This window comes from Microvirga pudoricolor (assembly GCF_016892705.1).
Lineage (GTDB): Bacteria > Pseudomonadota > Alphaproteobacteria > Rhizobiales > Beijerinckiaceae > Microvirga > Microvirga pudoricolor.
This window is the reverse complement of the sequence record NZ_JAFEMB010000001.1, coordinates 163,365-189,440: the sequence shown is the minus strand read 5'-3', so window position 1 is coordinate 189,440 and position 26,076 is coordinate 163,365. Positions and strand designations below refer to the sequence as shown.

Annotated in this window: 26 protein-coding genes; 18 read left to right on the top strand and 8 right to left on the bottom strand. The window is 62.5% G+C overall.

Annotation, left to right across the window (positions count from 1 at the left end):
• Positions 1-89 precede the first annotated feature (89 nt).
• Complete coding sequence (locus ILT42_RS00880) at positions 90-1,055, bottom strand: Bug family tripartite tricarboxylate transporter substrate binding protein (protein WP_229428389.1); 966 nt, start codon at positions 1,053-1,055, stop codon at positions 90-92.
• Between the two features lie 379 nt (positions 1,056-1,434).
• Between ILT42_RS00880 and ILT42_RS00875 the strand changes: the two genes are divergently transcribed.
• From ILT42_RS00875 to ILT42_RS00825, 12 genes are all read left to right on the top strand, one after another.
• Complete coding sequence (locus ILT42_RS00875) at positions 1,435-1,524, top strand: K(+)-transporting ATPase subunit F (protein WP_204213420.1); 90 nt, start codon at positions 1,435-1,437, stop codon at positions 1,522-1,524.
• 11 nt (positions 1,525-1,535) lie between these two features.
• Positions 1,536-3,251 (top strand): potassium-transporting ATPase subunit KdpA, encoded by a 1,716-nt coding sequence (kdpA, locus tag ILT42_RS00870; RefSeq protein WP_204213419.1) that lies wholly within the window; start codon positions 1,536-1,538, stop codon positions 3,249-3,251.
• A gap of 3 nt (positions 3,252-3,254) precedes the next feature.
• Entirely contained in the window at positions 3,255-3,389 is a 135-nt protein-coding gene (locus ILT42_RS22995) for a hypothetical protein (protein ID WP_267874373.1), read from the top strand.
• A 36-nt stretch (positions 3,390-3,425) separates the two neighbouring features.
• Positions 3,426-5,537 (top strand): potassium-transporting ATPase subunit KdpB, encoded by a 2,112-nt coding sequence (gene kdpB, locus ILT42_RS00865; protein ID WP_324617686.1) that lies wholly within the window; start codon positions 3,426-3,428, stop codon positions 5,535-5,537.
• 12 nt (positions 5,538-5,549) lie between these two features.
• A complete protein-coding gene (locus ILT42_RS00860; protein ID WP_204213418.1) occupies positions 5,550-6,152 on the top strand; it encodes a K(+)-transporting ATPase subunit C in 603 nt (200 codons plus the stop codon).
• A 51-nt stretch (positions 6,153-6,203) separates the two neighbouring features.
• Entirely contained in the window at positions 6,204-8,903 is a 2,700-nt protein-coding gene (locus tag ILT42_RS00855) for a sensor histidine kinase (protein WP_204213417.1), read from the top strand.
• On the top strand, positions 8,900-9,592 hold the full coding sequence (locus ILT42_RS00850; RefSeq protein WP_204213416.1) for a response regulator transcription factor: 693 nt from the start codon (positions 8,900-8,902) through the stop codon (positions 9,590-9,592). Before ILT42_RS00855 ends, ILT42_RS00850 begins: the two co-directional genes overlap by 4 nt.
• A 41-nt stretch (positions 9,593-9,633) precedes the next feature.
• Positions 9,634-10,083 carry a PTS sugar transporter subunit IIA gene (locus ILT42_RS00845; RefSeq protein WP_229428388.1) on the top strand — a complete coding sequence of 150 codons (450 nt, stop codon included), beginning with the start codon at positions 9,634-9,636 and terminating at the stop codon, positions 10,081-10,083.
• 195 nt (positions 10,084-10,278) lie between these two features.
• Positions 10,279-10,602, top strand: a complete 324-nt coding sequence (locus ILT42_RS00840; RefSeq protein WP_204213414.1) for a hypothetical protein — start codon at positions 10,279-10,281, stop codon at positions 10,600-10,602.
• 286 nt (positions 10,603-10,888) lie between these two features.
• Positions 10,889-11,530: a glycoside hydrolase family 25 protein gene (locus tag ILT42_RS00835; protein WP_204213413.1), complete on the top strand. Its 642-nt coding sequence runs from the start codon at positions 10,889-10,891 to the stop codon at positions 11,528-11,530.
• Between the two features lie 408 nt (positions 11,531-11,938).
• Entirely contained in the window at positions 11,939-12,367 is a 429-nt protein-coding gene (locus tag ILT42_RS00830) for a DUF4112 domain-containing protein (protein WP_204213412.1), read from the top strand.
• On the top strand, positions 12,339-13,304 hold the full coding sequence (locus tag ILT42_RS00825; RefSeq protein ID WP_204213411.1) for an amidoligase family protein: 966 nt from the start codon (positions 12,339-12,341) through the stop codon (positions 13,302-13,304). The genes ILT42_RS00830 and ILT42_RS00825 overlap by 29 nt, the downstream gene beginning before the upstream one ends.
• On the opposite strand, the gene map is transcribed toward ILT42_RS00825, so the two are convergent.
• A complete protein-coding gene (map, locus tag ILT42_RS00820; protein ID WP_204213410.1) occupies positions 13,272-14,063 on the bottom strand; it encodes a type I methionyl aminopeptidase in 792 nt (263 codons plus the stop codon). The two genes, ILT42_RS00825 and map, sit on opposite strands and share 33 nt — an antisense overlap.
• The gene (locus tag ILT42_RS00815) at positions 14,060-14,272 is read right to left on the bottom strand and encodes a ParD-like family protein (RefSeq protein ID WP_204213409.1); all 213 of its coding nucleotides are present in this window, start codon (positions 14,270-14,272) and stop codon (positions 14,060-14,062) included. The genes map and ILT42_RS00815 overlap by 4 nt, the downstream gene beginning before the upstream one ends.
• A gap of 489 nt (positions 14,273-14,761) precedes the next feature.
• Here ILT42_RS00815 and ILT42_RS00810 point away from each other — a divergent pair, with 489 nt between their 5' ends.
• Both ILT42_RS00810 and ILT42_RS00805 read left to right on the top strand, forming a co-directional pair.
• Positions 14,762-15,772, top strand: coding sequence for a hypothetical protein (locus ILT42_RS00810; RefSeq protein ID WP_204213408.1), 1,011 nt, complete (start codon positions 14,762-14,764; stop codon positions 15,770-15,772).
• Between the two features lie 57 nt (positions 15,773-15,829).
• A complete protein-coding gene (locus ILT42_RS00805) occupies positions 15,830-16,312 on the top strand; it encodes a nucleoside deaminase (protein WP_204213407.1) in 483 nt (160 codons plus the stop codon).
• Positions 16,313-16,381: 69 nt separating this feature from the next.
• Here the strand turns inward: ILT42_RS00805 and ILT42_RS00800 are convergent, their stop codons facing one another.
• The gene (locus ILT42_RS00800; protein WP_204213406.1) at positions 16,382-16,954 is read right to left on the bottom strand and encodes a peroxidase-related enzyme; all 573 of its coding nucleotides are present in this window, start codon (positions 16,952-16,954) and stop codon (positions 16,382-16,384) included.
• A 141-nt stretch (positions 16,955-17,095) separates the two neighbouring features.
• On the opposite strand from ILT42_RS00800, the gene ILT42_RS00795 reads away from it, so the two are divergent.
• Positions 17,096-17,896 carry an enoyl-CoA hydratase gene (locus tag ILT42_RS00795; protein WP_204213405.1) on the top strand — a complete coding sequence of 267 codons (801 nt, stop codon included), beginning with the start codon at positions 17,096-17,098 and terminating at the stop codon, positions 17,894-17,896.
• A 6-nt stretch (positions 17,897-17,902) separates the two neighbouring features.
• Here ILT42_RS00795 and ILT42_RS00790 read toward each other — a convergent pair whose 3' ends face one another.
• The 4 genes from ILT42_RS00790 to ILT42_RS00775 form a co-directional block, all read right to left on the bottom strand.
• Positions 17,903-19,528, bottom strand: a complete 1,626-nt coding sequence (locus tag ILT42_RS00790; protein ID WP_204213404.1) for an acyl-CoA synthetase — start codon at positions 19,526-19,528, stop codon at positions 17,903-17,905.
• 96 nt (positions 19,529-19,624) lie between these two features.
• On the bottom strand, positions 19,625-20,425 hold the full coding sequence (locus ILT42_RS00785; protein ID WP_204213403.1) for a DeoR/GlpR family DNA-binding transcription regulator: 801 nt from the start codon (positions 20,423-20,425) through the stop codon (positions 19,625-19,627).
• 14 nt (positions 20,426-20,439) lie between these two features.
• Complete coding sequence (locus ILT42_RS00780) at positions 20,440-21,432, bottom strand: protein phosphatase 2C domain-containing protein (RefSeq protein WP_204213402.1); 993 nt, start codon at positions 21,430-21,432, stop codon at positions 20,440-20,442.
• A gap of 34 nt (positions 21,433-21,466) precedes the next feature.
• Positions 21,467-22,441, bottom strand: a complete 975-nt coding sequence (locus ILT42_RS00775; protein ID WP_204213401.1) for an extracellular solute-binding protein — start codon at positions 22,439-22,441, stop codon at positions 21,467-21,469.
• Between the two features lie 141 nt (positions 22,442-22,582).
• Between ILT42_RS00775 and ILT42_RS00770 the strand changes: the two genes are divergently transcribed.
• From ILT42_RS00770 to ILT42_RS00760, 3 genes are read left to right on the top strand one after another with little or no spacing between them, the layout of a single operon-like run.
• Complete coding sequence (locus ILT42_RS00770; RefSeq protein ID WP_204213400.1) at positions 22,583-23,644, top strand: ABC transporter ATP-binding protein; 1,062 nt, start codon at positions 22,583-22,585, stop codon at positions 23,642-23,644.
• 1 nt (position 23,645) lies between these two features.
• Positions 23,646-25,283, top strand: a complete 1,638-nt coding sequence (locus ILT42_RS00765; protein WP_204213399.1) for an ABC transporter permease — start codon at positions 23,646-23,648, stop codon at positions 25,281-25,283.
• Between the two features lie 21 nt (positions 25,284-25,304).
• On the top strand, positions 25,305-26,072 hold the full coding sequence (locus ILT42_RS00760) for a glucosamine-6-phosphate deaminase (RefSeq protein WP_204213398.1): 768 nt from the start codon (positions 25,305-25,307) through the stop codon (positions 26,070-26,072).
• The last annotated feature ends 4 nt before the right edge of the window (positions 26,073-26,076 follow it).

The following is a 26,076-nucleotide window of genomic DNA, read 5'->3' as shown; positions in this document are numbered from 1 at the left end:
TGCGGCCATCTGTTGCGAACAGCCCACCGAGAGGGCCGCCGAAGCCCTTTGCCTCAGGCTTGCGGCGGCTCCTCAGCCTCAGGCCACCATCAGTCGATTTGAACGCCCGCTTCCTTCACGACGGGTGTCCACTTGACGATTTCGGCCTTGACGTGTTCTCCCAAAGCCTCGGGTGTCGAGCCGACCACTGTCGCGCTGAATGTCTTCAGCCGCTCCTGCACGGCCGGATCCTGCACGGCCTTGACCGCTTCGGAGTTCAGGCGATCCACCACGTCCTTCGGGGTGCCGGGCGGAGCGAACAGGGCGTTCCAGGTATAGGTCTCGTAGCCGGACAGTCCGCCTTCGGCGATCGTGGGCATGTCCGGGAAAGATGGTGCGCGATCCTTCGTCGTCACGGCGATGCCGCGCAGCGTTCCGGCCCGGATGAATTCGGAGGCCGACGGCAGGTTGTCGAACATGATCGGCACTTGGCCCGCGACCACATCGTTGAGAGCGGGCCCCGCGCCCCGATAGGCGATGTGCTGCATATTGACCTTGGCTATCGTCTTGAAGAGTTCTCCGGACAGGTGGAGCGGCGTGCCGACGCCCGAGGAGGCGTAATTGTATTTGGACGGGTCCGCCTTCAGGAGAGCGACGAGTTCCGGAACAGTCTTGGCCGGCAGGCTGGGATGGACCACCAGCACGTTGGGAACCACAACGAGGAGGGACACCGGAGCGAAATCCGTCACGGCGTCGTACGGTTTGCGCTTGAGCATGAGCGGATTCAGCGCATGAGTCGCCACAGTGCCCATCAGGATCGTGTAGCCATCTGGTTCCGCCTTGGCTACGCGGGCCGCGCCGGTGCTGCCGCCAGCTCCCGCCACGTTCTCGATAACAACCTGCTGGCCCAGGCTCTCGGACATTTTCTGGCCGATGATACGTGCGACCACGTCGGTCGATCCGCCCGCCGCAAACGGCACGACCAGAGTAATGGGTCGAGCCGGAAAGGTCTGAGCCGCCGAGGGGGCAGGCGCCAAGGCCGCGCCCGCCAATAAGGCGCTGCAAGCCATGAGCATCTGGCGTCGGGTGGTCCTCGTCATAATTTGCGCTCCCGTGGGTGATGTCCGAGTGAAAGGAAGTCGTCTCTGGCACTACCCATAGCCGAGAACCGAGGCTACGTCATGCGGCGGCGGAAGCCTAGCCGTGCCGTCCTTCTGCGGGGCGGCGCAAGTGCTTTGATCTTTATAACAATTTTATACCGGCCCGATCCCCTCTCTCTCGAACCTTTATACGACATTTGGCATCTCTCTGGCCTGGGCGCGCCGAATTCCGTGCGGCGGGCCGCCCGTATGGAGTTCCGTCCCATGGACATTCTGATGCTCGCGCTAGGCCTTGGCTTTTTCGGCCTCGCCGTCGCCTACACCGCCGCCTGCGACCGGCTTTGAGGATCCCGTCATGACCTTCGACTACACCCTGGCCGGTCTCGTGACGGCCGGGCTTCTCGCCTATCTCACCTACGCTCTCGTTCGGCCCGAACGGTTCTGACGGAGGCTTCCATGACCATCAACGGTTGGATCCAGATCCTCATCTTCTGCGCTCTCGTCCTAGCGCTCGTGAAGCCCCTGGGCTGGTACATGACGCGTGTCTTCAGCGGAGAGCACACCCTCCTTTCTCCCGTCCTGCGGCCCGTCGAGGCCGTGCTCTATAGGCTTTCGGGCACCGGTGAGCGCGAAGAGCAGCACTGGCTGACCTACGCGTTGTCGATGCTGGCCTTCAACCTGCTCGGCTTCTTGGTTCTTTATGCGCTGCAACGCTTTCAAGACGTTCTGCCGTACAATCCGATGGGCATGGCCGCGGTAGCGCCCGATCTCGCCTTCAACACCGCCGTCAGTTTCATGACCAACACGAACTGGCAGAATTATGGTGGCGAGAGCACCATGTCGTATCTGGTCCAAATGGCAGGCTTGACGGTGCAGAACTTCGTCTCCGCCGCCACGGGCATCGCCATTGCGGTCGCGCTCATCCGCGGGTTCTCGCGCGCATCAGCAAAGAGTGTCGGCAATTTCTGGACTGATATGAGTCGCGCAGTCCTCTACCTGCTGTTGCCGCTCTGCGCGGTCCTGACGGTGTTCTACGTGGCCCGGGGTGTGCCGCAGACACTCTCTGCCTATGTGGGCGCCACAACCCTGGAAGGTGCCAAGCAGACGATCGCCGTCGGTCCCGTGGCCTCGCAACTTGCGATCAAGATGCTCGGCACGAATGGCGGCGGCTTCTTCAACGCCAATTCGGCCCACCCGTTCGAGAATCCGGACGCCCTCGTCAACCTGATCCAGATGGTGTCGATCTTCGCCATCGGCGCGGCACTGACCAATGTCTTCGGCCGTATGGTCGGCGATCAGCGCCAGGGGTGGGCGATCCTTGGCGCCATGGGCGTCATCTTCATCGTCGGCGTCGCCGTCGCATATTGGGCGGAAGCCTCGGGCAATCCGCTGGTGCACGCGCTCGGCGTCGAGGGCGGCAACATGGAAGGCAAGGAAGTCCGCTTCGGCACCGCCTTGTCCGCCTTGTTTGCCGTCATCACGACGGCCGCGAGCTGCGGCGCGGTGAATGCCATGCATTCGAGCTTCATGCCGCTGGGTGGGCTGATCCCGCTCATCAACATGGAGCTGGGCGAGATCGTCATCGGCGGTGTCGGCGCCGGGCTGTACGGAATGCTCCTCTTCGTCGTGCTCACCATGTTCGTGGCAGGCCTGATGGTCGGCCGGACCCCCGAATATCTCGGCAAGAAGATTGAGGCCAAGGAGGTCAAGATGGCGATCCTGGCCATTTTGTGCCTTCCGCTCGCCATGCTGGGCTTCACGGCGTTAGCGGTGGTTCTGCCCGCGGGCCTCGCGTCCATCGGCAATCCGGGACCGCACGGCTTCTCGGAGGTGCTCTATGCGTATGTGTCGGGTGCCGCCAACAACGGTTCGGCTTTCGGCAGCCTGTCGGGCAACACCCCATGGTACAACCTGACCATCGGCATGGCGATGCTCATGGGCCGGTTCCTGGTCATCGCGCCTGCGCTCGCGATCGCCGGATCCATGGCAGCCAAGAAGACGGTGCCGGTCTCCTCGGGCACGTTCCCGACCCACGGAGGACTGTTCATCGGCCTTCTCGTCGGCGTCATCCTGATCGTCGGAGGCCTAACGTTCTTCCCGGCTCTCGCTCTCGGTCCGATTGTCGAGCATCTCTCCATGATCGCAGGCCAGACCTTCTCGGTGGGAGGCTGAGGCATGGCTAGACCTGTCGATCGCTCCCGCCCCAAGCCGAGGCCTTGGAGCCCGGTCACCGTCGTCCTGACCCTGACGGCCGGCATGGTTGTCCTGGTCGGTCTCTTCCATCTCATCACTCGCATCGTCACCGCCTGAGGGCTGGGTGGCTCAAGGATATCCAGGAGTTCATCGATGAACACCGCTCAGACCCGTGGCGGGGCCTCCAAGGCCTCCATCATGGACCCGCACATCATTGTTCCGGCACTGGGTGCCGCCTTCACCAAACTCGATCCCCGGATCATGATCCGCAACCCGGTCATGTTCGTCGTCGAGGTCGTCGCGATCCTCACCAGCGTCCTGTTCGTCAAGCATCTGGCGATCGGTGGAGAGAGCCTCGGTTTCTCGTTCCAGATCATCCTCTGGCTCTGGTTCACGCTGCTCTTCGCGAATTTCGCCGAGGCCGTGGCGGAGGGAAGAGGCAAGGCCCAAGCCGCGTCCTTGCGCAGGACCCGGACCGAGACGACCGCCAAGAAGCTTACTCACGCCTCCGGGAGGGATTACACGGTCATCGCGGGCACAGAGTTGAAGGTTGGCGATCTCGTCCTCGTCGAGACTGGCGACATCATCCCCAGCGACGGTGAGGTCATCGAGGGCGTGGCATCCGTCAACGAAGCCGCCATCACGGGCGAGTCCGCGCCCGTGATTCGCGAGTCGGGCGGCGACCGCTCGGCGGTCACGGGGGGCACACAGGTGCTGTCGGATTGGATCCGGGTCCGGATCACGGCGGCGCCCGGCTCGACCTTCATCGACAGGATGATCGCGCTCGTCGAGGGCGCCTCGCGCCAAAAGACCCCGAACGAGATCGCCCTCAACATCCTGCTCGCCGGATTGACGCTGATCTTCGTCATCGCCGTCTCGACCATCCCCAGCTTCGCAAGCTATGCCGGCGGCGCCATTCCGATCATATCTCTCGTGGCGCTCTTCGTCACGCTGATCCCGACGACCATCGGGGCGCTCCTCTCCGCCATCGGCATCGCCGGCATGGATCGCCTTGTGCGCTTCAACGTGCTCGCCATGTCGGGCCGTGCCGTGGAGGCTGCAGGCGATGTCGACACGCTCCTGCTCGACAAGACCGGCACCATCACCCTTGGCAACCGTCAGGCCACATCATTCAGGCCCATTCGCGGCGTGAGCGAGGTGGAATTGGCTGACGCGGCCCAACTCGCGTCGCTGGCTGACGAGACTCCCGAGGGGCGCTCCATCGTCGTGCTGGCAAAGGAGAAGTATGGCATCCGCGCCCGCGACATGACCGAACTCGGCGCCGCCTTCGTGCCGTTCACTGCGCAGACCCGCATGAGCGGTGTCGACATAGGAGGGAGATCGATCCGCAAGGGGGCAGTGGATTCGATCCTTTCCTCCGTGAGCGGAGCGATTCCCGTCTTTCACGGCGGGGCCGCTCAGTCCCTAAAGCCACTGGTGACCTCCGAGCAGGTGCGCGAGATTCAGGCCCTTGCAGACGAGATCGCCAAAGCAGGCGGAACCCCGCTGGCCGTTGCCATGGACGGACGCCTTCTCGGCGTGGTTCAGCTCAAGGACGTCGTCAAGGGGGGCATCCGGGAGCGCTTCGCCGAGTTGCGTCGCATGGGCATCCGAACCGTGATGATCACCGGCGACAATCCCATGACGGCGGCCGCCATCGCGGCGGAGGCAGGGGTCGACGACTTTCTCGCGCAGGCGACACCTGAGGACAAGCTCCAGCTCATTCGCTCCGAGCAGGCGCAAGGCAAGCTCGTGGCGATGTGCGGCGACGGCACGAACGATGCACCAGCCTTGGCGCAGGCCGATGTGGGCGTTGCCATGAATACCGGCACGGTCGCGGCCCGGGAGGCCGGGAACATGGTCGATCTCGACAGCGACCCGACGAAGCTGATCGAGATCGTGGAGATCGGGAAGCAATTGCTGATGACGAGGGGATCTCTCACGACCTTTTCCATCGCCAACGATGTCGCCAAGTACTTCGCGATCATTCCGGCAATCTTCGCCGGGATCTATCCCCAACTCGGCGCTCTGAACGTCATGGGTCTCGCGACACCCGAGAGCGCGATCCTGTCCGCCATCATCTTCAATGCACTCATCATCATCGCGCTGATCCCATTGGCCCTGAGGGGCGTGAAGTACCGCGCTGTGGGGGCCGGGCCGCTCCTGCGCCGCAACCTCATCGTCTACGGCCTCGGCGGCATCGTCATCCCATTCATCGCCATCAAGGCCATCGACATGGCCATCAGCGCCATCGGCCTCGCCTGAAAGGTCAACCCCATGCTTCGTCAGCTTCGCCCCGCTCTCGTGATGATCGTCGCCATGACGGTGATTACAGGCCTCCTTTATCCCCTTGGCATGACAGGCATCGCCCAAGCCGTTCTACCCGGCAGAGCCAATGGGAGCCTGATTGCGGTGAACGGCCAGGTGATCGGATCAGAACTCATTGGCCAGAATTTTGCGAGTGATCGCTACTTTCAAGGCCGTCTGTCCGCCACCGTCGGCCCTGATCCCGCCGACCCGAGCAAGACGACCTCCGTCCCCTACAACGCGGCAAATTCCGGCGGCTCCAACCTTGCCCCCACCAGCCAGGTCCTGATCGACCGCATCAAAGGCGATGCGGACGTCCGGAAGTCCCAGAACCGAGGGCAATCTGTGCCGGTCGACCTCGTGACCGCCTCCGGTAGCGGCCTCGATCCCGATATTTCGCCCGAAGCTGCCCTGTTCCAAGTCCCTCGTGTCGCCGCCGCCCGGGGCCTCCAGGAGGAGCGCGTTCGGCAGATCGTGGCGGAGCATACGGAGCAGCGGGTGCTGGGCGTCCTTGGGGAGCCCCGGGTCAATGTCCTCAAGCTGAACCTCGCGCTCGACCGCATTAACGGGTAACCTCTTGCCACCGGTGCGACCGTCATCCGGTCGTTCCGACCCTGAACCACCATGGCTGACACCCGAATCCTCGACTCCTTTCGACCCTCGCCCGATGCCCTGCTCCGCGCCGCGAAGCGGGAGGGTCGAGGCCGCCTGAAAGTCTTCCTCGGCGCCGCCCCAGGCGTCGGCAAGACCTATGAAATGTTGATGGAGGCAGCCGCCAAGCGAAACGAGGGTATCGACGTCGTCATCGGTGTCGTGGAAACCCACGGCCGCCGTGAAACCCAAGCACTGGTCGAGGGGCTTGAGATTCTGCCGCGGAGGACACTCGATTACAAGGGCCACCGCCTCGAGGAAATGGATCTCGACGCGATCCTGAAGCGGCGGCCTGAGCTGGTGCTCGTCGACGAGCTGGCCCACACGAATGCGGACGGCAGCCGGCACCCCAAGCGATACATGGACGTCGAGGAGCTTCTCGCGGCGGGGATCGACGTGTTCACGACGATGAACGTCCAGCATGTGGAGAGCCTGAACGATGTCGTGGCGCAGATTACTCGGATCCGCGTACGGGAGACCGTTCCGGACGCCATCCTCGAGCGGGCCGACGCCATCGAGGTGATCGACATCACCCCAGAGGACCTGATCCAGAGACTCAATGAGGGCAAGGTTTATGTCTCTCAAACGGCGCAGCGGGCTCTCACTCACTATTTCTCTCCCGGCAATTTGACTGCCTTGCGAGAGCTTGCGCTGCGACGCACTGCCCAACGAGTCGATGCACAGCTCCTCGATCACATGCAGGCCAACGCGATCCCAGGACCTTGGGCGGCAGGAGAGCGCATTCTGGTCTGCATCGACGATGCCCCCGGCAGCGAGGCCCTTGTCCGGTATGCGCGTCGCATGACCGAACGCCTCCAGGCGCGCTGGACCGTGCTGCACGTGGAAACGGCGGCCTCGCTCCGTCGCGTGGAGGCCGCAAACGACCGGATCAACGAGACCTTGCGATTGGCGGAGCGCCTCGGTGGCGAAGCCGTGACGATCCCGGGTCGCGATGTGTCCGGGGAGGTCGTTCGTTACGCCGAGACGCACAACGCGACCCATATCATCATCGGAAAGCCGGCCAAGTCCCGCTTCCAGGAGATGATGTGGGGATCGGTCACGCATGAGATCATCCGGCAGGCCGGAAACATCAGCGTTCATGTCATTGCGCTCGGTAACTCGGATAGCGCGCCCAGCCGTCGGTCGTTCCAGCCGCCCCGTTCCGAGCTGGCCGCTCGTTCCTACGCCATCAGCGCCACCTTCGTGCTGGGGGCTCTCGCGCTGGGGATCGTGCTCGACCGCTTTCTCGACGTCCAGAACATCGCCCTGGTTTTTCTGACCGCAATCCTGGGAGCCTCCGTGACGTTCGGGCTGTGGCCGGGCCTTTACGCTAGCCTCCTGAGCGTTCTTGCCTTCAATTTTTTCTTTCTGCCGCCCGTTCAGACTTTCACCATCGCCGACCCTGAAAACGTTCTCGCGCTCTTCTTCTTCATTCTTGTCGCGCTCATTGCCAGCAATCTGACCGCACGCGTGCGCAGCCAGGCGATCGTGGCCCGCCAACGGGCGAAGACGACGGAGGATCTCTATCTGTTCAGCCGGAAGCTCACGAGCGTCGGCACCATCGACGATCTGCTTTGGGCGACATCTTTCCAGATTGCATCGATGCTGAAGGTGAGGGTCGTCGTCCTCATGCCGGAGCACGGGCAACTGGAACTGAAGTCAGGATATCCCCCCGAGGATCGGATGGATGATGCGGATCTAGGCGCCGCAAAATGGTCTTTCGATCATGATCGAGAGACAGGGCGAGGATCCGACACGCTTCCTGGCGCGAAACGCCTCTTCATTCCCATGCGCACGAGCCGTGGCGCCGTTGGCGTCATCGGTATCGATAGGGACAGACCCGGTCCTCTTCTGACGCCCGAGCAGCGCCGTCTGTTTCACTCCTTGTCCGATCAATCGGCCCTCGCGGCAGAGAGGATCCGGCTGGTGGAGGATGTGGACCGTACCCGGCTGCTGGCAGAATCCGACCGCCTCCGGTCCGCCCTCCTGACCTCGATCTCCCATGACCTCAAGACACCCCTGGCGGCGATCATCGGCGCGGCCGAAACCCTGAAGGGCTACTGGACAGCCCTTGACGCCACATCCAGGGATGAACTGCTTGCGACGGTCGAGGATGAGGCCGAGCGCCTCAACCGTTTCATCGCCAACCTGCTGGACATGACGAAACTTGAGTCGGGAGCGATTGCGCCCAATATCGCGCTCAACGACCTGAGCGATATTCTCGGGGCCGCGCTGCACCGGGCTCGCAATGTCCTGTCGGACCATCGGATCGAGGTTCGCCTGGCTCCCGATCTACCTATGATTGCCGTCGATCCGGTTCTGTTCGAGCAGGTTCTGTTCAATCTTCTCGACAACGCCGCCAAGTATTCCCCACCGGGGTCGACAATCCTCGCAAGGGGCTGGGAGGAGGAGGGAATAGTTCTCCAGATTCTCGATGAGGGCGAGGGTATTCAGGAGTCAGACCTGGAACGCGTGTTCGACAAATTCTACCGAACCCGGAAAGGCGATCGGGTCCGTGCCGGTACAGGCCTCGGCCTTCCGATCTGCCGGGGTTTCATCGAGGCTATGGGTGGTTCCATCGTGGCCACGAACCGCGCAGACCGAAGCGGTGCGGTCTTCACGCTCAGGCTGCCGTTCACGGATCGTAGGCAAGCGGAGGGAGACGCGGCATGACGGCACCAGGCATCAAGGTTCTCGTCGTTGACGACGAACCGCCGATCCGTCGCCTTCTGCGTGCAGGCCTTACCACTCAGGATTACGTGGTGCACGAGGCAGGCAGCGTGGAGGAAGCGCTAGACGCGATCGCGAAGGACGCTCCCGACGTCATGCTGCTGGATCTCGGTCTGCCAGGACGAAATGGCATGGATTTCCTGGCCGAGCTTCGAGATAAAGGATCGAACTTCCCGATCCTTATTCTGTCGAGCCGCACTGACGAAACAGGAATCGTGCAGGCGCTGGAACTCGGCGCGGACGATTATATCACCAAGCCCTTCGGCATGAAGGAGGTGATCGCCCGACTCCGGGTGGCGATCCGCCACCGCCTTCAACAGCAGGGTGAGCGTCCGATCTTCCAGGTCGGTGCCCTCAAGGTGGATCTCGTGCGAAGAACAGTGACAGTGCACGACCAGGACGTCAGGCTCTCTCCACGCGAGTATGAGATCTTGAGAGTGCTCGTTCAACACGCCGGCAAGGTTCTGACGCATCGCTTCATCATTCACGAGGTTTGGGGCGGCCCTGTCGACGCCCAGAACCTGCGTGTCCATATCCGACAGTTGCGCCAGAAGCTCGAGAGCGACCCGGAGCAACCCGCTCTCATCCACACGGAGACTGGCGTCGGCTATCGTCTCCAGGCACCCGATTGATCTGCCGAGCCTTCCGCTCGTCGAGGGACGTCCGTATCACCATGACCATTCAAGAGTTCCTACAGGCTTCGAACGTGATCGTCGACGTGGCAGCAGGCGGCAAGAATGCCGCATTGCGTGACCTTGCGGGTCGGGCGGCGGCTTTGTTGAACGAAGATGTGAAGGTCTTGTTCAAAGCGCTGCAAGACCGCGAAAAGCTCGGGTCCACCGGGATGGGCGATGGTGTCGCAATCCCGCATGTTCGGGTTATGGGCACTGATCAGCCTATCGGAATCCTGGTCCGGCTGAAGAATCCCATTGACTTCGATGCCGTCGACGGCAGGCCCGTCGACATCCTGTTCTTTCTGGCTCTGCCGCAAATGCCCAAAGGGGGCGTCCAGCTCAATGTATTGGCCTGCGCCGCCAGGCGCTTGCGTGACGAGGTGACCATCGCGGAAATCCGCAAGGCTCCCGACGCGTCCAGGGCCTATCGGGCGATCCTCGGCTCCTGATCTGGCTCGGGAACGAGCCCGCTGCCTTTCACAAGAACGCGAGCGGAATTCAGGACATGAAGACCTTTGATCGTCTCGGCGAGGCACTCACCTGTGCCGCACGGGACGATCCTCGCGTGAAGTCCCCACGCATCTGTGAATCGCGACTGACCGGGAATGCGCTAGCTAGAAGAACGTCATCAGAGGTTCGAATCCTTGCGCGCTGCATTAGTCATCCTGTCCTCGCTTCTGGCAACCGCCGCCCTAGCCCAAAGCGAGGTTGTCCACCGGGCCAAGCAGATTATCCTTGAGCGCCGTCTTTTGACGAAGGAGGAGATGGCTTGTTCGGTGTATGTCGTGGCCGATCATGGCCCCGGCACGATGGCCGAGGTTCGTGTCCACCGGAAGCAGGGTAAGGGCTGCGGTGGGGATACGCATAGTATGCCACGGCGCTTCACTCTTGAGATCGACATGGCCACGGGCTTGGCCCGATGGGACGGCAACCCGGAGATGGAGATGCGCCCACTCCCCGCGGACTGAAGCGCAACCGAGGCCGTCATGGCTTATGCGGAACCCTGTGACCCGATTGAACGGATTGTTCACGTCGCGCCCTGACAATGGCGGCAGGGTGGATGACGTCACCCTTCGCAGCGAAATCGAGCTCAGAAACATGACGGAAATACAGGCCTTCGGGGCGTTTTCTCGCCGAACCCTATACGCCGCCGTTGGGACAGCATTGCTGGGGTCGGGATGGCAGGTTCATGCCAGCGAATACCCGACCAAAGGAGACTCGGCTCGTCACCCAGGCGTTGCTCGGGTCCACAAGATGCCGGTTCACGGCATCGACGTGTCGCATTGGCAGGGTGAGATTCACTGGTCGGCTGTCGCCAAAGCCGGGACGAAATTCGCCTTCATCAAGGCTACCGAGGGTGTGGACCATCTCGACTCGAAGTTCAAACTGAACTGGAGTGGAGCCGCACGGGCCGGAATTCCCCGCGGCGCCTATCACTTCATGGTTTGGTGCCGGTCGGCTGAGGAACAAGCCCGCTGGTTCGCCAGGAACGTGCCTGCGGACCCTCACGCCTTGCCTCCCGTTCTTGACGCGGAATGGAATGGAAATCCCAAGACTTGTCCGGGCAAGATCCCGCCGGGTCGAGCGCGGGCCATGATGAAGACGGTACTCGACGCCATGGAGCGGCACTCGGGAAAGCGACCGATCATCTACACCGATATCACATTTCACGAAGAGGTTCTCGAGGGCGAGTTTGACGCCTATCCCTACTGGGTGCGGAGCGTCGCCGCCGACCCGAAGGAGCGATACCGGAACCGCACCTGGACCTTGTGGCAGTTCACCACCACGGGTCGGGTTCCGGGCATCAAGGGGCCCGTCGACAGGAACGCGTTTGTGGGGAACCGCGCCCAATGGGCGAGTTGGCTGGCCGGTCGCTCTACGGTTGCGACGCGCTGACCATCCCTCAGGCCGACGCTTCCAGGGAGCAGATCGCCAGGAAAACGGAGACCGCTCCGATCAAAGGCAGCACATCGAACAACACAGTCGGCATTTCTTCCTCACATGACACCAAAATCCGGACCTAAGGTCCATATCCGGTGGACATCTCCGATCGGATCCCCATCGACAAGCGCTTTCCAAGGCTGTCGATGTTGGGATTATGATGCGTGGAACATGAGCGAGAGCTGAACGGGGAGGAGGGTTATCGGTCGGGACATCGACGGAGGCAAAGGGTCCTTGCGGGCGCGAGCCATCGACCCCATTTGTGATCCATCGGGGTCCGGGTCCCTCTGGCAGCCTTCCTAGAGGCTGCGATGTCGGACTCTCTCACCTGAGGAGCCGTCGCTCCGCATCTGGGAGGCGACCATGGCGACTTTTTCCTACGCATCTTCCTTCGATCCGTCATCCCGCGCTCAGGGGACCCGTGCGCGCCTGGACACCCTCGCGCGCCTGCTCGACAGCGCTCTCCGGGTGCCAGGCACCAACATCCGCTTCGGCGCCGACGCCATTCTGAACCTAGTGCCGGGATTCGGATTGCTCACCTCGAAGGGTATGTCCGCCTACCTGATCTGGGAGGCTCATCGACTTGGCGTCCCTGCTTCGACGATCATGAAAATGGTTCGGAACGTCGGCATTGACTTCGTCATCAGCGCAGTTCCGGTCGTGGGTTGGATGGCGGACGTGTTTTACCGCTCCAATTTGCGCAATATGAGCCTGTTGCGACAACACTTGGACAGGACCCACCCTTTACGGATGGGAGACGATCATGCGGATCGACGCGGCGGTCGACGCTGACATCCTTTCGTCTGAAGACCTGATACCGCCTGGGTTCCCTTTGATGACGGTCGATGGCCGCCCGCGACGGGTCGGCGTCGAGATCGAGTTCATGGGGCCGAGCGCGCGCGTAGCCGCCGATGCTCTGGCGCGGGTATTCGGTGGCACCCGTCACGCTGAGGATCCGCATGCCTACCGGGTCGAGGCGAGAGGGATCGGATCCCTGCGGGTCGAAACTGATTTGCGGCACGTTCACCCTCAGCGGCACCGCAATCTCGGTTTGACGCTGCCTCCACGCGTCGCGGCTTGGCTTGGGACCATGGTGGCGCCCGTCGTCCCGCGTGAACTCGTGCTTAACCCCCTGCCAATGGACCAGCTGGAGCCGGTCGATCAGGTCGTCCGAGCCCTTCAGGAGGCTGGCGCACGGGGGCGAGGAGCCATGCTGTGGGATACTCTCGGGCTCCATTTCAACATCGATCCGCCGGAGCTCGATGCACAAACGCTGGTGCGATACTTTAAGGCGTTTCTCCTTCTCGAGGATGAGCTTCGCGACGCGACCGCGGGGCGAAGCGTGCGGTTAGGACTTCTGTTGCCTCCGCGCTATCCGGCAACCTACCGCCGCCGCGTACTGGACCCGGACTACTGGCCCGACATCCAAGGCTTCACGAACGACTATCTCCTAGCCAATCCGACCCGTAAGCGATCCCTCGACCTCCTGCCACTGCTAGCCCATCTCGACGGCGATCGGGTTCGCTCGGTTCTCCCGCACGAGAAGATCGGTCCCCGGCCGGTGTTCCACTACCGTTTGCCGGTGGCTCACCTCGGCCGTCCGGGCTGGAACATGCTGCCCGACTGGCAACGGTGGTTGCACGTGGAGCGCTTGGCGATGGATCGGGACAGGTTGGTGGAGTCGAATGCGTCCGCTTCAAAGCGTTCGGATCTGCCGGCTCGCGCGTGAACCGACCTCGTCGGAGCGGAGCGTGAGTACCGAGAAGCCCGATGCCGTCACGGCGACGGTATGCTCGAACTGTGCGGACAATGAACCGTCGGTCGTCACGACGGTCCATCCATCGGCTTCGGTTCTGACGCTGCGCCTTCCCTTATTGAACATCGGCTCGATCGTGAAGACCATTCCCTCGCGGAGGAGAAGCCCGGTCCCCGGCTTGCCGTAATGCAGGACTTGCGGCTCCTCATGCATCTCCCGCCCGATCCCGTGGCCGCAAAACTCGCGCACGACGGAATAGCCGCTCTGTTTGGCATACCGCTCTATGGCCCAGCCGACATCGCCCAGCTGCGCGCCCGGCCGAACCATGCGAATGCCCTTCCACAGGGCCTCATAAGCGGCCAGCACGAGGCGCCTAGCGGCCGGCTTCACCTGCCCCACGAGATAAGTCTTGCTGGAGTCCGCGATGAAGCCATTCTTTTCGAGCGTGATATCGAAATTGACGATGTCGCCCTCCTTGAGAACGGCGGTGGCCGATGGCACCCCGTGGCAGACAACATCGTTCACCGACGCGTTCAGCACGAAGCCGTACCCGTACTGGCCTTTGCTCGCGGGCCGTGCCTTGAGGTCCTGCACGATGAAGCGCTCGACCATGTCGTTGACCTGGAGGGTCGACAAGCCGGCAAGGGACGTTCGATCCAGCATGTCAAAGACGGAAGCGAGCAAGCGGCCGGCTTCCGCCAGCAGCACAAGCTCCGAGGGCTGCTTGGTCACGCCTCGCTCTCGATCAATGGCCGAGCCCTCACGCCGGCTGCCCGCAACTCGCGCTCGACGATCTCCTGAAAGTTGAGGCCAGGATTGGTCTCGCAGAGCATGCCGAGTTTGATCCAGTAAGCCGCCTGCGCATTGATCGACCGAAAGGAGACCTTGCTCGCCCTGCGAAGCTGGTCGTGCAGGTCGTCCTCAATGTTCACGATACCCATCGCTCACCCTATATATGATTCATATACGTATTATATATGAAGGGCGGGGGTTGGGCTACGGCAATCGTTCCGAAAGCGACATTCGGATCGCTGCCAATACATTCACTCCGTTGCGAAAGAGACAGTCAGACCCTGAACGTGTCCGCTAGGAGCCTATTGGCTGGGTGATTGCCGCGTGATCGGGGCGGTATTCGGGTTGTTGGCGGGAGCTTGACTTGGGCTCAGATGAGTCGAGTACAAGGCGACGTAGAAGCCGGCGACAGCAATACCGATGACGCCTAAAATGATCCAAGCACGCGTGTTCATTGCGTTCGCTTCCTGACCGATGCCCGTCAAGCGAACTTGCGGGTGCCCGTCTTGTTCCAAACGGCTGAGAAAGCGCAGTTGCCCGTTCTCGCCTGTCCTTAGACGAAAGTGCCGAAGGCCTAAGTGTTTCCAGCTCTGTCTGCGCATGCTACGGGAGCTTTATCATTAGATAATGGATTTCGGATGCAGAGCGCCTCCCATGCCGACACTGCGTCCTCCACAACTGTGGGAAAGCCGTCACCCGCTGGCAAAAATTTCACCTCGGCCGGCGTCAGCGCGATTACCAGCCGCTTTATCCTCGCCGAGGCCTCACCTCAGACCTTCGCGGGCTGGCAGGCGAAACTGAGCCGGGCCGCCACTGGCGCGGCAGGGTTCGTCAGCATCGAAATGATCCCGATCTATTCGGGCTCGCCCGAATGGCAAGTCGCGCAGCGCTTCAAGTCTAGTGCTGACTTGCAGGCATGGCGCACTGGAGGCGAGCGTGCCGCCCTCTTCGCGGAGTTGTTGCCCCTGCTCTCCCGCGACAACCCGGATATCGTGGAGGAGGCGGCGCCGGATTATCACGCCACATCCTTCGTAACGGAGGTCGTCACCACGACCGTGCAACCCGGCGGCGAAGGTCGGTTTCAAGCCTTCGCGCAGGCCATCCAATCCGCGCAGGCGTCTTTCCCAGGATATATGGGCACGCTGATCCAGGCACCGGTATCCCAGGACGTGCCGTATTGGACAACCCTTGTCCGCTTCGCGACGCCGGCAGAACTCGACGCCTGGATCGAGTCCGACGAGCGGAAAGCTTTGTTGGCTCAAGTGGACCGGGAAACGTCGACATGGGAAAGCCGCCGGATGCAAAGCGGCTTTGCGGCGTGGTTCCCAGGCGCCGGCAGCGACTCGCCCCCGGCTTGGAAGCAGACCATGCTGGTGCTCCTGGTCCTATTTCCGGTGGTCATGCTGGAAATACGGTTTCTCAGTCCCTACCTGGCATCCCTGCCATTGGCCGTTGCCACCTTCATCGGGAACGCCCTCAGCGTCGCACTCGTGTCATGGCCCCTGATGGCGCTTGCCGTCTCGGGTCTCGGGTGGTGGCTGAGGCCGTCGCCGAGCAATCGTGCGCAGGCCGAGGCCACGGGGCTCGCCGTGGTGCTGGCTCTCTACGCGATCGAGATCGCCGTCTTCACGTTTCTCTACCATCCATGATCGACGAACGATCGTGGGACGCGTCCTAAACAGAGTGAGAGTTCCAGAGGAGGTCATATGAACGAAGACGACAAGAAATTCATGACGCGGGCCATCGCCCTGTCCGAGAAGACGTCACTCATTGAGAGCGCCGGCGGCGTCTTCGGAACCGTGATCGTTCGAGACGGCGAAATCATCGGGGAAGGCGCAAACCGCGTCGTGGCGGAGAACGATCCGACCTGGCATGGCGAAATCGAAGCGATCCGCAACGCCTGCAAGAAGGCGGGAAGCTTCAAGCTCCCCGGAGCGGTTCTCTATACCAGCGCCGAGCCCTGTCCGATGTGCATGGCGGCGGCCTATTGGGCCGGTATCGAGAAGGTCTACTACGCGTCGACTAACGCCGATGCGCTGGAATACGGCGATTTCGACGACTCGATGATCTACGGCGAACTGCGCAAGCCGATCTCCGAGAGATCCATCACCTGCGTGCAGATCATGCAGCCTGAAGCCGTCGAAGTCTGGAAGAAGTACAAGAATAAAGCTGATCGCGTTCCCTACTAGCCGAAAACGGCCGGAGCGGGAACTCCCGCTCCGGCGCCCCGATCCCAGCTCACCTTCAGGTGCGGCGGATCAGCCGCGTCCCATCATATAGAATTCGTCGTTCGGCCTCATGTTGGTGACGTTGGCCAGACGGTTGGACATGCCGAAGAAAGCCGCGATCGCGGCGATGTCCCAGATGTCGTCGTCGCTGAAGCCGTGCTCTCTCAAGTCTGCCAGATCGGCATCGTTCACGGCCTGAGAGTGCAAGGCGACTTCCATGGCGAAGGCCAGCATCGCCTTCTGACGGTCCGTGATATCGGCCTTGCGGTAATTGACGGCGATCTGATCAGCCACCAGCGGATTTTTGGCTCGAATGCGAAGGATCGCGCCGTGAGCGATGACGCAGTACTGGCACTCGTTGGCGGCGCTCGTCGCGACCACGATCATCTCGCGCTCCGCCTTGGTGAGATTGCCGGGTTTTTCCATTAACGCGTCGTGATAGGCGAAGAAGGCTCGGAATTCGTCCGGCCGGCGGGCCAGGGTGAGGAATACGTTCGGAATGAAGCCGGACTTCTCCTGAACGGCCTCGATGCGCGATCGGATATCGTCCGGCAGGTCCTTCAGAGCGGGGACGTCGAAGCGGCTGATGGGATGCGAGCTCACGGGTATATCGGTCCTTGTCGCGGAGGCATCGGGAACGGCCGAGCCTCATTCCGGGATCTGGAGGCTACCATAGTCAGGTTGGCGCCGAACCGTAACCTGTCCTAGAGTCTAGGGAACCAGCCCTCGCGATGGAGGCCGCCCATGAGCCTAGCCCAAACCCATCCGGTCGAGCCGATCCTGCTGCGCAACGACGCAGGAGGCGTGGTCACGCTCACCCTGAACCGTCCAGGCCAGTTCAATGCCCTGTCGGAGGAGATGCTGGCCGCCCTCCAGGAAGCCTTGGACGGTATCGCCGACGACCCGGCGGCGCGCTGCGTGGTGATCGCGGGAGCCGGAAAGGCCTTTTGCGCTGGGCACGATCTCAAGCAGATGCGTGCCAATCCGCGCCAGGACTATTATGAGGACCTGTTCGCCCGCTGTAGCCGGGTCATGCAGAGCATCGTGTCGTGCCCGGTTCCCGTCATCGCTCGGGTCCATGGCATGGCGACGGCGGCGGGCTGCCAATTGGTGGCTACCTGCGACCTCGCGGTGGCCGCAGAGAGCGCCAGTTTCGCCGTCTCGGGTATCAATGTGGGACTGTTCTGCTCCACCCCGGCCGTGGCCTTGTCGCGCAACGTGGCTCCCAAGCAGGCTTTCGATATGCTGGTGACGGGGCGCTTCATTTCGGCCTCCGAAGCCCTCTCCCATGGCCTCGTCAGCCGGGTGGCTCCGGATGGAGAGCTCGATGCCGCCGTGGCTTCGCTCACAGCCGATATCTGCTCGAAGAGCCCCGTGGCGATTCGTACCGGCAAGGCCATGTTCGGACGACAGCGCTCGATGGGGCTCGAAGACGCTTACCGATATGCCGGTGACGTCATGGCCTGCAACATGATGGTAGAGGATGCGGCGGAAGGCATCGACGCCTTCATCGCCAAGAGAAAGCCGACCTGGAAGGGCCGGTAGAGGAAGTCAGTCCCGCTCCCGAGCCAGCTCCCTGAGGAGGAACTTCTGGATTTTGCCGGTCGAAGTCTTCGGCAGCTCGGTGAAGACGACGGCGCGAGGACATTTGAAGGCTGCGAGATGCTGGCGGCACCAGGCGATGATGGTCTCCACCGTCGCCTCAGCGCCGGGCTTCAGCTCCACGAAGGCGCAGGGCGTCTCGCCCCACTTGTCGTCGGGCATGGCCACCACGGCGGCCGCCTGCACGGCGGGATGCTTATAAAGGGCATCCTCGACCTCGATGGATGAGATGTTCTCGCCCCCTGAGATGATGATATCCTTGGACCGGTCCTTGAGCTGGAGATAGCCGTCCGGATACTTCACGCCGAGATCGCCCGAATGGAACCATCCGCCCTCGAAGGCCTTGGCGGTGGCGACTGGGTTTTTCAGATACCCCTTCATGACAACGTTGCCCCGGAACATGACCTCGCCTAGCGTCGCGCCGTCGGCCGGGACGGGGACCATGGTCTGGGGATCGAGCACGTCCAGAGCCTCGAGGACGGGATAGCGCACGCCCTGTCGCGCCTTCCTGGCCGCATATTCGGCGGGCGGCAGGTTGTTCCAATCGTCATGCCACTCGTTGACGACCGCAGGTCCGTAGACCTCGGTTAGGCCATAGAGATGAGTGACGTCGAACCCGGCCTCCTTCATGGCGGCCAGGACGGCCTCGGGGGGAGGGGCTGCGGCGGTCATGAACTTGACCGTCTGGCTGAAATCCCGCTTCTCCGGCGCGGCCAGGAGCGTCGACATGACGATCGGGGCGCCGCAGAGATGCGTGACTCCATGATCGGCAACCGCGTCGTAGATCGGCTTGGCGCGAACGGCGCGCAGGCATACATGCGTGCCCGCCACGATGGAGAGGGACCAGGGGAAGCACCATCCGTTGCAGTGGAACATGGGCAGCGTCCAGAGGTAGACCGGATGCTGGCCCATGCCGCTGGTGACGATGTTGCCGAGGGCCAGAAGATAGGCGCCCCGGTGGTGATAGACGACGCCTTTGGGATCGCCCGTGGTGCCGGATGTGTAATTGAGGGTGATGGCATCCCACTCGTCCGCCGGCAGGTTCCATGCGAAGCCGGGATCGCCGTCGGCCAGGAACTGCTCGTATTCCAACGTGCCGAGTCGCTCGCCCGGGCCGACATATTCGGGGTCGTCATAGTCGATGACCATCGGCTTGACGCGACACAGGCCAAGCGCCTCCTTCACAACTTCCGAGAACTCCCGGTCCGTGATCAGAACCTTGGCGTCACAATGGTCCAGCGAGAAGGCGATGACACGGGCGTCGAGGCGCGTATTGAGGGTGTTGAGAACCGCACCCGCCATCGGCACGCCGTAATGGCATTCCAGCATGGCCGGAGTATTCGGCAGCACCGCCGAGACCGTGTCCCCATGCCCGATGCCTCGCTCCGCCAGGGCGGATGCAAGCCGCCGGGATCGGGCGTAGAAGTCCCGGTAGCTTCGCCGAAGAGACCCGTGAAGGATCGCCGTCCGGTCCGGGTGCACGCTTGCGGCCCTCTCCAGGAAGGTGAGGGGAGACAGGGCCTGGAAATTGGCAGGGTTCTTGTCGAGGTCGATATCGTAGGCGGACGGCTTCATGGACGTTTCCCTGGCCTGTAGGCCGATCCAGTATGGTTCAACCGGGTCGGGCTGACCATCCTCCGGCGGCCCGGCCGCCGGGCCGCCAGGCCGCCATCAGCCTTCGATATTGATCAGCCGTGTCCCTTTGACGATTTCAGGGTTGGCCACCTTGGTGCGCACGTCGCAATTGGTGACGAGGACCGAGACATCCTGCATATGTGCCACGACGTGCGGGGCCCGGCTGTTGAATTTTTCCTCCTGGATCACGAAGATGACCCTGCGAGAGGCCTTGATCACGTCCCGCGTGAATTCGGCCTCCAGAGGGTCAAAGGCCAGGAAAGCGCCGTCCTCATCCACCGCATTGGCCCCGAAGATGGCCACATCGAACTTGAACCGGTCGTGCAGGCCGCCATCCGTGACGGCCAGGATCGCGGTGTCGTTGCGGCGCAGGTAGCCTCCGAACACGAAAAGCGTCACGCCGGTATTGAAGGTGCAGCTATGGGCGACGCCCAGATTGTTCGTCGCCAGGATAATTCTCGGCTGGTCTCGCAGGATTTCATGCACTGAATTGAAAGTCGTGCCGAGACCTACGAAGATTGTCGCGCCGGGCTCGATGAATTCCGCCAGTCTCTGGACGAGCCTGCGCTTCACCTCGACCTGCGTGACGCTGCGGTCCTTGTAGGCTTGAACGACGGTTCCCGGACCCGCAAAGGCCGCCCCATGGGCCTTCTGGATCAATCCTTGGGCTCCGAGCTTCTCGAGGTCACGGCGGATGGTCTGGGTGGTGACGCCGCATTCGCGGGCGAAGGTCGCGACCGAGATGGCGCCCTTCTTCGCGATGGCGTCGACGATGAGCCGCTGGCGCTCGTCGGCGTCGAGCTTGGCCTCTTGAAGGAGTATGGCTTGCCCCAGCATTCTCCTGCAGCTCCCTAGAGCTGGACTCCGAGATAGGTTCGGTCGTCCGTGTAGGCCGATGACGTGGTGCCCTTGGTGCTCATGTACGGGCCGATCTTGTGAGGGTCCACCTTCTCGACCTCGCGGAAGGCTTCTTCCCAGGACGCGACGCCGAAATCGTCCCCGCACTTGAAATAGCCGTCCGAGAAGAGCTCGATCTGCTCGACATCCTTCACGGGAAAGGCGAGGTGGAGGACATGCTGATCCGGCACATCGAAGCCGTCCAAGAGACCATAGGCGAGTTCGAGATCCGCCTTGTTGGAAAATCGTCTCTGGCCATGAGCGATGCCATTCGCGATGAGGTGCTCGACCTCCGCCGGCGGGATCCCTTGGAACATGCCCGCGAAGGCCTGGAGGACGCGCTCGCGGATTGTCGCCTTGCGCTTATCCGTGATCCTCGGATCGGCTTGGTGGTTGACGCCGTAGCGATTGATCGAAGCGGAGAGCGAGTCGCTGTCCAGCTCGCCGAAACCTTCGGCGGCAAACAGGTTCCAGGCCTCGCGCCGCATGAGGGATGTCACAACATCGAGCGGCTTGGCCATCTGGTGAACGTCGCGGCCGTTGAGACGGACGCCCGCGTCGCCGACCGCCACGATGTCGAGGCTGTCGCCCGCATGGATCGCGACCGTGAAGGCGCAGCCGGCACGCCTGTTCAAGTCCGCGCGGGCATTTTCGAGTTGACCATGGTGCTCATAGGCTTCCCGGAGCCGCTTCGAGAGATGGCCGACAAGATCCTGCGGATCGGGGCGGGACCCGGAATCCTGCCGAGACAGGAGATACTCGCCCAGAGCCCGCTTGACGGTCTGCGAGGCGAAACGCCCGGCCTTCACGTCGCCGAAATAGGTGCCGTTGTGGTCGGTTACGCCGTCGATGACGGCGTAACCGATGCCTGGGATGACGATGAAGCTGTCTTCGTTGTCTTCCGGCCGCAGGAAAACCTTGCCTTGGGAGAACGCTTCGATCCGCATCAGTCTCGCTCAGGTCTCGTGTCGCAGGTCGGCCTTACTGGCCGGTGGCCTTGCGCCACTGGTTTAGGATCGCCTCCGTGCCGCCCAGATCTTTGATGTTCTTCAAGGTGACGAGGTTGAGGCTGCTCAGCGGAGGAACGTCGCCGGGTCCCTTAACGTCCGTGCGGACGGACCGGCGCCCGCCTTCCTGGACGAGGGCCTCCTGGGTCTTTTTGGTCAGGGCCCAATCGATGAACTTCTTGCCGTTCTCAGCATTAGGCGCGCCCTTGATGAGGGCGACGCCGTCCGGAGACGCGGTCGTGCCGTCCGCGATGTAGGCAATCTTCACGGGAGCGCCGCCGACCTTGTACTCAAGCGCATTGTCCTCGAGAGTCAGGCCCAATGGAGCCTCCCCGTCGGCCACGTAGCGCGGTACGGCGCCGGAGCTGTCCGTGAAGACGAAGTTCTGGGCCAGCTTCTGGTACTCGTCCCACCCCTTGTCGCCGAAGACCGACAGGACCGTCATCATCTGCTGGAAGGCCGAGCCGGAATTGTCGGCGCGGGCGGAGGCGACCTTGCCCTTCCATTTCGGGTTGCTGAGCTCGGCCCAGTTTTTGGGCGTATCGGCATCAGGCACCATCTTGGTATTCTGCATCAGCACGTAGATCACCGCCGTGTAGGGCGTCCACGCGTCGCTCTTCACGAAGCGCTTGTCGATGGCGTCGAAATCCTTGGGCTTGTAGGGCTCCAGGAGGTCCGGATTGTTGCCAAGAATGTCGCCCGTGATGCTCCAGATCACATCGGCCTTCGGGGCGCTCATCTCCGCGCGGGCGCGGCGGACAATTTCGCTCGAACCGAGCTGAATGACCTCGGTCTTGATGCCGGTCTCCGCTTCGAATTGCGGCGCCAGCTTCTGCACAAGGGATGTCTTGTGAGCCGTGTAGAGAACGACCTTGCCCTGCGCGAAGGCAGTGCCTCCCAGGGCGACGACGCCGATGGCGCCCGCAACCAAACTCGTGAACGTCTTCATCGCTTCCTCCCGAAGACCGAAGATGCAGTGTGACCCTGCGTTAAGGAATGTCGCAAAACGAACGGCCATATGTTGCAATCTAAACATCGACCTTTATGGTGTAAAGGAAGCAAGGGCAGCAATAAGTTCAAGGGCGGGCGCATGGCCTATCTGGAAGTCGAGAATGCAACTAAAGTCTATGGAGGCGCAGCGCGCGCCCTGGACGGCGTTTCTCTTTCGGTGGGAAGGGACGAGTTCTTCACGCTTCTGGGTCCGAGCGGTTGCGGGAAGACGACGCTGCTACGGTCGATCGCCGGCTTCATCGAATTGTCGGACGGGAATATCAAGCTCGACGGCCGGCGCCTCGATACCGTGCCGGCCCACAAGCGCGACATCGGCATGGTGTTCCAGGACTACGCTGTTTTTCCGCACCTGACCGTCAGCGAAAACGTGGCCTTCGGCCTGAAGGCCCGCAAGGTCCCGGCGGCCGACATCCAGAGGCGTGTCGCCGAGGCGCTTGCGACGGCACGCCTGACAGATTTCCGGGACCGTCTTCCGGCAGCGATGTCGGGCGGGCAGCAGCAGCGCATCGGCCTTGCGCGCGCGATGGTGATCAGGCCTAAGCTCCTCCTCATGGACGAGCCGCTCTCGAACCTCGATGCCAAGCTCCGCGTGGACCTGCGGGACGAGATCCGCGATATCCAGAAGAAGATCGGGATCGCCGCGATCTACGTCACCCACGACCAGGAGGAAGCGCTCGCCATCTCCGACCGCATCTGCGTGATGAGCACGGGACGCATTCAGCAGATCGGCACGCCGCAGGACATTTACTCATCGCCGCAAACCCTATTCGCGGCCTCGTTCGTGGGCACCATGAACGTGCTTCAACGCGGGACCGACCCGGCCCTCGAAGCTTCGATTCTCCAGGATGCTCCAGCCAGCCTGAGCCAATGGGCGATCCGGCCCGAGCATATCCGCCTCGGCGAGGGCGACCTGCCGGCCGACACGATCCGGGTGCCCGGCACGGTCGAAAAGTACACCTATCTCGGCCGAGAGGCCCATATCGCCGCCAAGACTTCCGTTGGGAAGTTGGTGGTGCAAGTCGCGGATCCCGAGCCGTCGCTGACGATGGAACAGGGACATCCGGTGACACTGGCCTTCCGACGCGGTCACGTGATGGGGTTCGATCAGCAGGGCGCGCGCGTTTCCCTCGGAGCACGATAAGATGCGGCTCAATTTCTGGACCGTCGTCAGCATCCTGGCCTGGCTGATCCTGATCGTCCTGCTCGTCATCCCGCTGGGATCGGTGCTGTTGTCGAGCATGCAGGACGCGGCCGGAAACTTCTCCCTGGCGAATTACGAGCGCTTCTTCACGACGCCGCGTTTCCGAACCGCCTTCGTCAACACGCTCATCGTCGGCTTCGGCGGTCTCGTGGGATCGCTGGTCCTCGGCTCCATCATGGCCTTCTGCATGGCCCGGCTCGAGATCAAGGGCGGCCGGTTCGTGTCGCTCTTGGCGATCCTGGCCCTGGTCTCTCCGCCCTTCATCGGCGCCTATTCGTGGATCGTCCTGTTCGGCTCCAACGGTCTCGTCCGCCAGACCCTCATGTCGTGGGGGTTCTTCATGCCGCCCATTTTCGGCATGTGGGGCGTGCTCATCGTCTTCTCGTTCAAGTTCTATCCTTACGTCTATCTCCTGGCATCCGGCGCGCTCGGGAACATCAACCGCTCCCTGGAAGAGGCCGCCGAGAGCCTCGGCATGACGCCCTTCAAGCGCGTGATGAAGATCTCCTTCCCGCTGGTCCTGCCGGCTCTCTCGGCGGGGGGGCTTCTCGCCCTGATCCACTCCATCGCGGATTTCGGAACGCCACGGCTCATCGGCCGCGGCTTCAGCGTGCTGGCAACCGAGGCCTACACGCTTTACTCGGCGGAGATCGGCAGCAATCTCGGCATGGCGACGACCATCAGCATCATGCTGATCCTCCTGTCGATGCTGTTCGTCTTCGGGCAGCGCTACATGTCCCGCAAGAATGTCTACCACGGCAACCTCATCAACAAGCCCGTCAAGAAGAAGCTGACGGGCGTCTGGAACGTGGTGGCCCACGTGGCGGTCTACTTCATCGCCCTTGCGGGTGCGATGCCGGCCATCATCGCGGCGATCTATTCGATCCGGCGCACGAACGGGCCGGTGTTCCAACCGGGCCTGGGACTCGATAGCTACCGGCGGATCCTCTACAACCTCGCCGATGTGGTCCAGAACTCCCTGGTGTTCTCTGCCGCGACCGTGTTCCTGACGGTGACCATCGGCACCATCATCGGCTGCCTCGTGGCGCGCCGGACGAACGTGAACACCTCGTCTCTCGATGCAACCCTCATGGTTCCCTATGTGATGCCGGGGATCGTGGTCGGCATCGCGTTCGTGGCCGCTTTCAACTCTCCGCCATTCGCCATCACCGGAACGGCGCTCATCATCATCCTGTCGATTTTCATCCGGCGTCTGCCGTATTCGGTTCGGTCGTCCGCCTCCGCGCTTAGGCAGGTCAGCCCGAGCATGGAGGAGGCTGCCATCTCGCTCGGCTACAGCCCGCTCCAGGCCTTCATGAAGGTCACGGTGCCGCTGATCGTTCCCGGCATCATCGCGGGCGGCATGCTGAGCTTCGTCACGGCCATCAACGAGCTGTCCTCGTCCCTCGTGCTGTATGTCGGCAGCACCGCCACGATGCCGGTCCGGATCTACATCGCGATCAACGACGGCGATTACGGCACGGCGGCGGCACTTTCCACGGTTCTGCTTCTCATCAGCGGCGCCGCCATCTATTGTGCTTTTCGTCTCATGGGCCGCGACGAACGGGCCCTGCTCTGACCCTCAGGATTGGCTGACACGATGGATATACGGCTCTTCGACGACAAGCAGTCTCTCGGCGCGGCGGCCGCGGCGCAAGGTGCCGCCGCGATCAGGAACGCCATTGCGGAGCGCGGGGAGGCGAACATCATCGTGGCGACCGGGGCCAGTCAGTTCGAGGTTCTTGGCGCCCTCGTTGAGATCCCCGGCATCGACTGGTCGAAGGTCTCGGCCTATCATCTCGACGAATATGTAGGGCTGCCCAAAACCCATCCGGCGAGCTTTCGAGGCTATCTGCAGGAGCGTTTCGTCTCCCGAGTTCCCGGCCTGGCGGTCTTCACGGAGGTGACCGGCGACGCCGAAGATCTCGACGAGGAGATCGTCCGCCTCAACAGGGCCATCGACGGAAAGACCATCGACGTGTGCTTCGCGGGGATCGGCGAGAACTGCCACCTGGCCTTCAACGATCCGCCTGCGGATTTCGATACCCGGTCGCCGTATATCGTCGTCGAGCTCGACGAAGGCTGCCGCCGCCAGCAACTGGGGGAGGGCTGGTTCCCGTCCCTCGAGGATGTTCCCGCCAAGGCGATCTCCATGAGCATCCAGCAGATCTTGAAGAGCGACGTGCTGGTGATCTCCGTCCCGGACGAACGCAAGGCAGTGGCCGTCCAGGCCGCCATCGAGGGCCCGATCACGCCCGACTATCCGGCGTCGATCCTGAAGACCCATTCCCGCTGTACGGTCTTCCTGGACCGCCCCGCAGCGTCGCGCCTGTCGCCCGAGACACTGGCCGACGCGCAGGAGGGTTGAGGCC

Bases quoted from the DNA above. Each gene is read 5' to 3' on its own strand.
- ILT42_RS00880 (WP_229428389.1), bottom strand. From the start codon at position 1,055: ATGCTCATGGCTTGCAGCGCCTTATTGGCGGGCGCGGCCTTGGCGCCT.
- ILT42_RS00825 (WP_204213411.1), top strand. From the start codon at position 12,339: ATGCGGATCGACGCGGCGGTCGACGCTGACATCCTTTCGTCTGAAGAC.
- ILT42_RS00845 (WP_229428388.1), top strand. From the start codon at position 9,634: ATGACCATTCAAGAGTTCCTACAGGCTTCGAACGTGATCGTCGACGTG.
- ILT42_RS00785 (WP_204213403.1), bottom strand. From the start codon at position 20,425: ATGCTGGGGCAAGCCATACTCCTTCAAGAGGCCAAGCTCGACGCCGAC.
- ILT42_RS00765 (WP_204213399.1), top strand. From the start codon at position 23,646: ATGCGGCTCAATTTCTGGACCGTCGTCAGCATCCTGGCCTGGCTGATC.
- ILT42_RS00815 (WP_204213409.1), bottom strand. From the start codon at position 14,272: ATGGGTATCGTGAACATTGAGGACGACCTGCACGACCAGCTTCGCAGG.
- ILT42_RS00795 (WP_204213405.1), top strand. From the start codon at position 17,096: ATGAGCCTAGCCCAAACCCATCCGGTCGAGCCGATCCTGCTGCGCAAC.
- ILT42_RS00790 (WP_204213404.1), bottom strand. From the start codon at position 19,528: ATGAAGCCGTCCGCCTACGATATCGACCTCGACAAGAACCCTGCCAAT.
- kdpA (WP_204213419.1), top strand. From the start codon at position 1,536: ATGACCATCAACGGTTGGATCCAGATCCTCATCTTCTGCGCTCTCGTC.
- ILT42_RS00860 (WP_204213418.1), top strand. From the start codon at position 5,550: ATGCTTCGTCAGCTTCGCCCCGCTCTCGTGATGATCGTCGCCATGACG.
- ILT42_RS00760 (WP_204213398.1), top strand. From the start codon at position 25,305: ATGGATATACGGCTCTTCGACGACAAGCAGTCTCTCGGCGCGGCGGCC.
- ILT42_RS00850 (WP_204213416.1), top strand. From the start codon at position 8,900: ATGACGGCACCAGGCATCAAGGTTCTCGTCGTTGACGACGAACCGCCG.
- kdpB (WP_324617686.1), top strand. From the start codon at position 3,426: ATGAACACCGCTCAGACCCGTGGCGGGGCCTCCAAGGCCTCCATCATG.
- ILT42_RS00775 (WP_204213401.1), bottom strand. From the start codon at position 22,441: ATGAAGACGTTCACGAGTTTGGTTGCGGGCGCCATCGGCGTCGTCGCC.
- ILT42_RS00835 (WP_204213413.1), top strand. From the start codon at position 10,889: ATGCCGGTTCACGGCATCGACGTGTCGCATTGGCAGGGTGAGATTCAC.
- ILT42_RS22995 (WP_267874373.1), top strand. From the start codon at position 3,255: ATGGCTAGACCTGTCGATCGCTCCCGCCCCAAGCCGAGGCCTTGGAGC.
- ILT42_RS00770 (WP_204213400.1), top strand. From the start codon at position 22,583: ATGGCCTATCTGGAAGTCGAGAATGCAACTAAAGTCTATGGAGGCGCA.
- ILT42_RS00780 (WP_204213402.1), bottom strand. From the start codon at position 21,432: ATGCGGATCGAAGCGTTCTCCCAAGGCAAGGTTTTCCTGCGGCCGGAA.
- ILT42_RS00805 (WP_204213407.1), top strand. From the start codon at position 15,830: ATGAACGAAGACGACAAGAAATTCATGACGCGGGCCATCGCCCTGTCC.
- ILT42_RS00875 (WP_204213420.1), top strand. From the start codon at position 1,435: ATGACCTTCGACTACACCCTGGCCGGTCTCGTGACGGCCGGGCTTCTC.
- ILT42_RS00855 (WP_204213417.1), top strand. From the start codon at position 6,204: ATGGCTGACACCCGAATCCTCGACTCCTTTCGACCCTCGCCCGATGCC.
- ILT42_RS00810 (WP_204213408.1), top strand. From the start codon at position 14,762: ATGCAGAGCGCCTCCCATGCCGACACTGCGTCCTCCACAACTGTGGGA.
- ILT42_RS00830 (WP_204213412.1), top strand. From the start codon at position 11,939: ATGGCGACTTTTTCCTACGCATCTTCCTTCGATCCGTCATCCCGCGCT.